This is a genomic window from Microvirga sp. P4_A5, assembly GCF_056402495.1.
The window spans coordinates 36604-44810 of the sequence record NZ_JBFUHH010000026.1 but is presented as its reverse complement, the minus strand read 5'-3'; the positions used below and the strand labels follow the sequence as shown (position 1 = coordinate 44810).

The following is an 8207-nucleotide window of genomic DNA, read 5'->3' as shown; positions in this document are numbered from 1 at the left end:
GGGTGCCCTGCCGCCGATTAAATCCGACCGATTGATTTAATATGAAAAGCAGCCCATGCTGCAAGCGATACTTCACGCAAGTGCCGATGAACCATCGCCGCAATGCAAAGGACTGGCGCCAATGAGCGTCTCCGGTCTCGCCCCGTTCGATCGCCGTGGCCACCAGCGCCGCGTGATCATCGACATGCTGCGGCATGTGCGGATGGCGGCACGCACGGATATCGCGGCAGCGACCGGCCTCTCGCCACAGGTGGTCACGTCGCTGGTCGAAGAGCTGCTCCGTGAAGGGTTGATCGAGGAACGAGGGCGCCGACCGTCAGCGCGCGGCCAGCCACCCGTCGATCTCGCACTCAATCCGGAAGGCGGGTTTGCGATCGGCGTGCAGGTCGAGGCGGGCAGGCTGACGGGCATTCTCTGCGATCTCGGCGCCAATATCCGCGCCAGAACCACGCTCGTCTGCCGGACCGACGATCCCGACACCGCGCTGGAGAGTCTGCGCCACCTCATCGACGACCTCACCGGCCGAGCGGGAGTCGATATGGCTCGTCTCTGGGGCGTCGGCATCGTGCTGCCGGGGCCTTTCGGCTCGGTCGACGAGAACGAGCGCGATCCGCTCGCCATGCCGGCTTGGTCGCGTGCGCAATTTCGCGAGCGCTTCGCAGCGGCCCTGTCGCTTCCCGTCTTCGTCGGAAACGACGCGACCGCGGCCGCGATCGGCGAACATCTCAACGGCGTTGCGCGCGATCTGCGGACCTTCTTCTATCTCTACATCAGCGAAGGTATCGGCGGCGGCCTCTTCGTCGAAGGCCAGCCGGTGATGGGGGCGTTCGGCAATGCCGGCGAGATCGGCCGCATGCATCTCGGCCTTCCATCCGCGGATGGACCCGTGAGACTGGAGGCCATCGCGTCGGTGGATGCCTTGCGGCGGATGCTGGTCGCGGCCGGCCACCTCGACGCGGTCGACCTTGACCACGAGGCCCTCTTTGCCGCCGATGCCGCGATTCTCGACGAATGGCTCGAGGGCGCGGCGCAATGTCTTCGCGTCGCCATCGCCAATATCGAAAATCTCTTCGATCCCGAGGCCGTGGTCATGGGCGGCCAGGTCCCCGATCGTTATCTCGGCGAGATACTGGCCCGCATGCAGCCGCTGCTGCCCAGCGTGAGCCAGCGCAGCGATCGGCCGTCGAAGCGGATTCTGATCGGCCGCGCGGGCGGTGACTCGGCTGCGCTCGGCGGCGCGACGCTGCCGCTGTTCAGCCGCTTGACGACGCAGCCACGCGCCACGAGAGCGCGGCCTCGCCCCACGCGCCAACCCGTCCAGCGGGAGTTGTCGGGAGGAGACTTGGCAGTGGGAGGGCGCCCGCATGATTGAGCGATCCGGCTCCCGCTTCGCCACCCGACCGATCCTATCCGCTCGTCCGAGCGAGGGGCGCGAATGTCCTCGAGCCGGTGTCATCCGCCTCGACGCGTCCGAAGCAGATCTCCTCGCCGAAATGGCCCGCCGCGACAAGCGCGCGATGCGCGCACGCCCAATCCGCGAGCGCCTCGCGGGATCGGCGCGCCAAGTCCGGATCCCGGTCGGCCCGATGGCACCATTCGGGAACGGCGATCTGCGCTGGACTGTGCCAGGTATCTCCCGCGATCACGATGGTCTCGCCGCCGCCGGCGATCACGACCGCGCAATGCCCGGCCGTGTGTCCTGGAACGGCCCTGTAGGTGACCTCCATCGCGTCGATGGAAGCGATGACCGCTCCTGCGTCCTCGGCGTCGAGGCGCCGGCTTTCGAGCAGCGGTGCGATGTGGGCATTGAAGGCCTTCACGTGATGAGGAAGGGCCGACGTGTCGCCCTTCTCGAGCCAATGGGCAAGTTCCGCTTTCGGCGCATGATAACGCGCGTTCGGGAAGAAGGCTTTGCCGTCGCGGCTGGTCGCCCAACCCACGTGGTCGAGATGGAAATGGGTGAAGATCACATGCTCGACGGCGGCGATATCAAGCCCCGCTTCCGCCATCTCATCGGGCAGCCGGCCGGACAGCCCGTCGAAATAGTCGCTCGACCCGGCCCCGATTCCCGCGTCCACGACGATGATCCGGCCGTGTCGCTGGAATGCGAAGCTCGTGAAACGGGTGTGAAACAATTTGTCGGGAAGCCATTTCGCGACGACCGGCGCGTGGTCGGCGAGGCTGGCTTCCGGGAACGAATAGCTCCATGCGGCGGGAGGCGGCTCCGCGTCCGTCAGGCTGAACAGCACGCCGTTCGCCAGTTCCAATCGCCGCATCGCCCGGTCCACCATCGCGCGGGCCGACCCCGCGACGACAAGCCCTGCCAAATTCTCAGCTTCATCACAAGGGAGACATCGCCATGACTGATCAAATGCCACGCCACAGCCTGACTCGACGCACCTTCGCCACGGGGGCCGCCGCCGCGGGCCTGGTCGTGGGCGCGCCCTCGGTGGCGCGCGCCCAAGCCGTCGAGATCGATTACTGGCAGTATTTCTTCAAGGAGCGTGTTGAGGCGATCGATGCTCTGATCGTGCAATTCGAGGCGGCTAATCCCGGCATCAAGGTCAAGCACACGCATTTCCCTTATGCGCAATATCGCACCAAGACGGCCGCGGCCGTTCCGGCGGGCGAGGGGCCGGCCGTCATGCAGCTCTTCTTCGGCTGGATGCGCGAATACGCGAAGTCGAAGCTCATCCAGCCCCTGCCGGCGGACATGTTCAACCCTGCCGAAATCGATCGCGATTATTTCGATTTCGTCCGCATGATGAAGACCAGCGAGGGTTATTGGGCGGTGCCGACGGCGGTGCGCAGCCTGGGCCTGTTCTACAACAAGACCTTGCTGAGCCAGCCGGGCGCTTCAGATGGAAAGCCGCCAGCGACCCTCGATGAAATGGTCAAGAATGCGCTCGCGGTCGCCAAGCACGACAGCAGCGGCAACCTCATCACCGCCGGTGCGACGATCGGCATCCCGTCCCAGGATTACCATTGGTGGCGTGAGGTGCTGGTGCGCCAGTTCGGCGGCAAGCCTTACACGGACGATTTCCGGAAAGTGACCTATGCGGACGATTCCGGTGCTGCCGCGCTCGCGTGGTACACCGATCTGCAACGCAAGCATAAGGTCGCGGCGGCAGGTTTCCTGTCAGAGAGCCAGGCGGCGTTCCGGGCCGGCAAGGCGGCGCAGCACGTGGACGGTTCGTTCCGTCTCGGGACGTTCAAGACCGCGCGCGGGTTCGACTGGGGTGTCGCCGAATTGCCGACTCATAACGGCGTCAAGGGTAACTACTCGTCGTATTGGGTGAACGGGATCGCCGCGAACGTCACGGGCGCGAAGCGCGACGCGGCTCTCAAGTTCCTCGCCTTCCTCACCACGAACGACGCCATGCAGCTCTGGTTCGAGAAGACCGGCGAATTGCCGGCAAAGCGCGAGGTCGCCCTGAGCCCGAAGAACCTCGCCGATCCGTTGTCGGGACCGATGCTGCAGGGTCTCACTTACGCCTCGACGACCGACTTCGTCGCCGAGGAAGCGCAAGGGCAGATCTTCCAGGACATGCTCGATCGCGTGCTCCTGCAGAACCAGGATCCTCTCGCGGCGGTGAAGCAGGCGGCTCAGCAGGAGCAGAAGATGATCGACGACCACTACAAGTCGTAAGATTTGGGCCGGGGGTGCGCCAATGCATCCCCGGCTCTTCCCATTGCGTGTCTGGCGTTCCCGAGCCCGTGCAAAGATCGTTTTGCGCGGGGTCGGCCCCTTTCCTGTTGTCGGCCGTTTTTGATGAATGAATAAGATATTGCCCCTTTTGAACCCCATGTCGCTCGCACGATCGATCGAGGTTGGAACCGTTTTTGGGGCGCTGAAACGCGGCCCGGCGACCGTTGCCGATGTCGCGGGGCAGGGCTGCCCGTCGCAACTGTTCGACGACCTTGCGCGTCTTGGCCGCATCCGGCGGATCGCATCGCCAAAAGGTGGTGCGTTCGAACTGGTCGACCGTCCCGAACTCGTCGTGGGCGTCGATCTTGGGGGCACGAAGGTGCATGTCGCGCTCTCCGATCTCAGCGGAGAGATCCTTGCGGAGGGTATCGAACCGACCGACCGGGGCGGCGGAATCCAGGTGGTCGAACAGATTGGCGCGATTGGCGAGCGGCTCCGCCGGCAATGCGGTCGGGGTGGGGACCTGCCGCGCTCCGCTGCGATCGGAAGTCCCGGCGTCCTTGATACCCGATCGGGCAAAGTTTCGATCTCGCCGAACATCGCGGGTCTTGAAGCGATCGACATGGTGGCGGCCTTGGAGAGCAGGCTCGGCTGCGCCGTCCGGATAGAGAATGACGTCAATCTCGCGGCGATGGGGGAGCTTTGGCACGGAGGCGCGGCGGGCATGGAGAATTTCGCCTTCGTGGCGCTCGGCACCGGCATCGGCATGGGGCTCGTCGCGGATGGTCGGCTGATGCGCGGGGCGCACGGCGCGGCCGGCGAAATCGCGTTCCTGCCGCTCGGAAGCGATCCGTTTTCCACGGCGAGCTATCCGCTCGGACCGTTGGAGACCGCCATCGGAAGCGCCGGCATCCTGAAACATTACCGCGAGCATGGCGGCAAGGCGGCGAATTCCGTGCGCGAGATTTTTGAACGGATGATTGCGGGCGAGACGGCCGCGCGCGAGACGCTCGACTACACGGCCCGAATCCTGGCGCAGGCGCTGATGGCCGTTCGCGCGCTGGTCGACCCGGAACTCATCGTCCTCGGAGGCAGCATCGGCGCGCGGACCGAACTAGTCGAGCGCGTTCGCGCGCTGATCGCCTCGTCGCCCGTCGATCTCGCGGTCCGCGCGAGTTCGCTGGGAAGCCGGGYGGTCCTTGTCGGCGCCAACAGATTGGCGCTGGCGCAGGCATGCGACCTTCTGCTTGCCCCGCCGACGGACGACGCCTGATCCTCAAMGCGAGACCCAGGCGGCCTTGCGCTGCGAGGATCGAACGGCCGCATCGATGAATCGGACGCCCCGGACGCCGTCCTCGACGGTCGGCACCTGCAAGGCGAGGGGATTGGGCTGCCGGTTCTCGATCCGGGCTGCGATCTGTTCGGCGACATCGGCGTAGAGTTGCGCGAAGCCCTCGAGATAGCCTTCCGGATGCCCCGGCGGAATGCGCGACGCCGCCCGCGAGGCCTCTCCGGTGCCTGCTCCATTGCGGCGGATCAGGCGGAGGGGCTCGCCGAGCGGCGAGAACGCCAGCACATTGGGGTTTTCCTGCTGCCATTCGAGCCCGGCCTTTTCGCCGAAGACCCGGATGCGCAACCCGTTCTCCATTCCCGATGCGACCTGGCTGCACCACAGCATGCCCTTTGCGCCGGATGAGAAGCGCAGCATCATATGCGCGTTGTCGTCGAGCCGGCGTCCGGGCACGAAGGTGTGCAGATCGGCGGAGAGTTCCACGACGTCGTCGTCGACGATGAACTCCGCCAGATTGAAGGCGTGCGTGCCGATATCGCCCACGGCTCCCGCCGGGCCGGAGCGCGCCGGATCCGTGCGCCATTCGGCCTGCTTGTTGCCGCTCTCCTCCGTTGGCGTGGCGAGCCAATCCTGCGCGTACTCGACCTGGACCACGCGGATGGCGCCGAGATCCCCCGCCTGCACCATGGCGCGCGCCTGCCGAACGAGGGGGTAACCGGTGTAATTGTGCGTGACCGCGAAGATCAATCCGGATTCACGCGCCAGCTTCGCCAACCGGTCGGCCTCGCGCCGCGTCGTCGTCAGCGGCTTGTCGCAGATGACGTGAATGCCCGCTTTCAGGAAGGCCTGCGCGGCTCCCGCATGCGCGTGATTGGGAGTGACGATGGCGACCGCGTCGATTCCGTCCTTCAGCCGCCCCTCGCGGCGCGCCATCTCAGCGTAATCACCGTAGATACGATCAGGTTTCAGCAACAGATCCTGCCCCGACAAGCGCGAACGTTCCGGGTCCGACGACAACGCGCCCGCGACGAGCTCCCAGCGATCGTCGAGACGCGCGGCGATCCTGTGAACCGCGCCGATGAAGGCGCCACGCCCGCCACCGACCATACCGAGGCGCAGACGTCGATGGATGGCCTTGTCGCTGGAGCCCGTGGCCATCGGTTTATTTCCCCGCACTGGTGACTGCGTCGAGACCGAGCAACCGCCGGTTGGCCGCCTCGTCGGTCCCGCCGGAGGCGAAATCGTCGAAGGCCTTCTCGGTGACGCGGATGATGTGGCTTTCGATGAACGGCGCGCCTTCGCGAGCGCCGTCCTCGGGATGCTTCAGGCAGCATTCCCATTCCAGCACGGCCCAGGAATCGTAATCGTATTGGGCGAGCTTGGAGAAGATCGCGCCGAAATCGATCTGGCCGTCGCCGAGCGAACGGAACCGTCCGGCCCTGTCGATCCAGTTCTCGTAGCCGCCGTACACGCCGACGCGTCCGGTCGGGTTGAACTCGGCATCCTTGACGTGGAAGGCCTTGATGCGCTCGTGGTAGAGGTCGATGAAGGCGAGATAGTCCAGTTGCTGCAACAGGAAATGGCTGGGATCGTAATTGATGCAGGCCCGCTCATGGCCGGCGACCGCGTCGACGAAGCGCTCGAAGGTCGCTCCGTCGTGAAGGTCCTCGCCGGGATGGATCTCGTAGCAGACATCGCAACCCGCCTCGTCGAAGGCGTCGAGGATCGGCCGCCAGCGACGACCGAGTTCCTGGAAGGCGGTCTCGACCAATCCGGCCGGACGCTGCGGCCACGGATACATGTACGGCCAGGCAAGGGCGCCAGAGAATGTCACATGGGCGTTCAAACCCAGTCGCTGCGAGGCCTTTGCGGCGAGCATGAGCTGATCGACCGCCCATTCCTGCCGCGCCTTGGGATTGCCGCGCACGTTCGGAACCGCGAAACCGTCGAAGGCCTCATCGAAGGCCGGATGGGCGGCCACGAGTTGCCCCTGCAGATGCGTGGACAATTCGGTGATGTCCAGGCCGTGACGCTTCGCCGTTCCCTTGACGTCGTCGCAATAGGCCGCCGATTCCGCCGCCTTCTTCAGGTCGAACAGCCTCGCATCCCAGGTGGGAATCTGAACGCCTTTGTAGCCGAGCGACCCGGCCCAGCGGCAGATGGCATCGAGGGAATTGAACGGTTCGGCATCGCCTGCGAATTGCGCGAGGAAGAGGCCCGGTCCCTTCATGGTCTTCATGGATATCTCCTCGGAAATCCCTCCCCACAAGAGGGGAGGGACCGGAGTGGCGGCTAGAAGGGCGAATCGGGGAAGTAGTAGTTCTTCGCGTTGTCCTTCGTGATCAGCTGCGCATTGAGCACGTAGGTCCCGCGCATGGGAGCGTTCGTGAAGAACTGCGCGGCCGTGACATTCATGGCGGTGGCGATCATGCCCGGCGGGTAGGAGACGTTCGCGGGGATCATCTTGTCGCCGTCCATGACGCGTTTGACGATGTCCTTCATGCCTGCGCCGCCGAGGACGAACTTGATGTCCTCTCGCTTGCCCTGACGAATGGCTTCCATGACGCCGAGCGCCATGTCGTCGTCGGAGGCCCACACGGCATCGATCTTCGGGTGCTTCGACAGGTAATCCTGCATGACCCGGAAGGCGTCGTCGCGATTCCAGTTGGCGTATTGCTTGTCGATGACCTTCACGCCCGATCCCTCGAGGGCTTTCTCGAAATTCGAAACGCGCTCTTCGTCGATCACCGTGGGAATGCCGCGGAACACCACGACGTTGCCCTGCTTGAGATTGTCGACGAAGTATTTGCCCGCGACCCGACCGAATTCGGGATTGTTGCCGGCCACATAGATGTCCTGGATCGACGCATCCTTCAGGCCGCGATCGACGACCGTGATGAAAGTGCCGCGCTTCTTCACTTCCATGACGGGATTCGTCAATTCGTCCGAGTTGAACGGCAACACGACGAGCGCGTCGATCTTCTGGGCGCTCAGATCGTCGAGCGCATTGGCCTGCGAGGCGCCGTCCGGAGAGGTCTTCACCACGACCTTGAGGCCCGGATAGGTCTTCTCCAATTGCTTGGCGGCTTCCTGCGCGTGGTAGACGACGCCGCCGGTCCAGCCGTGGGTGGCGGCGGGGATCGAGACGCCGATGGTCACGCTTTTCGGCTGCGCCACCGCGAGGCTGGTCAGGCCCGCGAACAATCCCGCGGCGGCTGCGAGCTTCAATGCCGTTCTTCTCATGTGGTCCTCCCTCAGATATGGCCC

Annotated in this window: 7 protein-coding genes; 3 read left to right on the top strand and 4 right to left on the bottom strand. The window is 64.9% G+C overall.

The window, feature by feature from the left end; genetic code table 11:
- Positions 1–121: 121 nt before the first annotated feature.
- Complete coding sequence (locus AC1DVM_RS09660) at positions 122–1372, top strand: ROK family transcriptional regulator (RefSeq protein ID WP_477254034.1); 1251 nt, start codon at positions 122–124, stop codon at positions 1370–1372.
- A gap of 34 nt (positions 1373–1406) precedes the next feature.
- On the opposite strand, the gene AC1DVM_RS09655 is transcribed toward AC1DVM_RS09660, so the two are convergent.
- Positions 1407–2276 carry an MBL fold metallo-hydrolase gene (locus tag AC1DVM_RS09655; RefSeq protein WP_477254032.1) on the bottom strand — a complete coding sequence of 290 codons (870 nt, stop codon included), beginning with the start codon at positions 2274–2276 and terminating at the stop codon, positions 1407–1409.
- A gap of 95 nt (positions 2277–2371) precedes the next feature.
- On the opposite strand from AC1DVM_RS09655, the gene AC1DVM_RS09650 reads away from it, so the two are divergent.
- Together AC1DVM_RS09650 and AC1DVM_RS09645 are read left to right on the top strand one after the other, a co-directional pair.
- Entirely contained in the window at positions 2372–3649 is a 1278-nt protein-coding gene (locus AC1DVM_RS09650) for an extracellular solute-binding protein (RefSeq protein ID WP_477254036.1), read from the top strand.
- A gap of 157 nt (positions 3650–3806) precedes the next feature.
- Positions 3807–4922 (top strand): ROK family protein, encoded by a 1116-nt coding sequence (locus tag AC1DVM_RS09645; RefSeq protein WP_477254030.1) that lies wholly within the window; start codon positions 3807–3809, stop codon positions 4920–4922.
- Between the two features lie 3 nt (positions 4923–4925).
- Here the strand turns inward: AC1DVM_RS09645 and AC1DVM_RS09640 are convergent, their stop codons facing one another.
- From AC1DVM_RS09640 to AC1DVM_RS09630, 3 genes are read right to left on the bottom strand one after another with little or no spacing between them, the layout of a single operon-like run.
- Entirely contained in the window at positions 4926–6098 is a 1173-nt protein-coding gene (locus AC1DVM_RS09640) for a Gfo/Idh/MocA family protein (protein ID WP_477254028.1), read from the bottom strand.
- A gap of 4 nt (positions 6099–6102) precedes the next feature.
- Positions 6103–7179 carry a sugar phosphate isomerase/epimerase family protein gene (locus AC1DVM_RS09635; protein WP_477254026.1) on the bottom strand — a complete coding sequence of 359 codons (1077 nt, stop codon included), beginning with the start codon at positions 7177–7179 and terminating at the stop codon, positions 6103–6105.
- A 53-nt stretch (positions 7180–7232) separates the two neighbouring features.
- Positions 7233–8183 (bottom strand): substrate-binding domain-containing protein, encoded by a 951-nt coding sequence (locus AC1DVM_RS09630; protein WP_477254025.1) that lies wholly within the window; start codon positions 8181–8183, stop codon positions 7233–7235.
- Between the last annotated feature and the right edge of the window lie 24 nt (positions 8184–8207).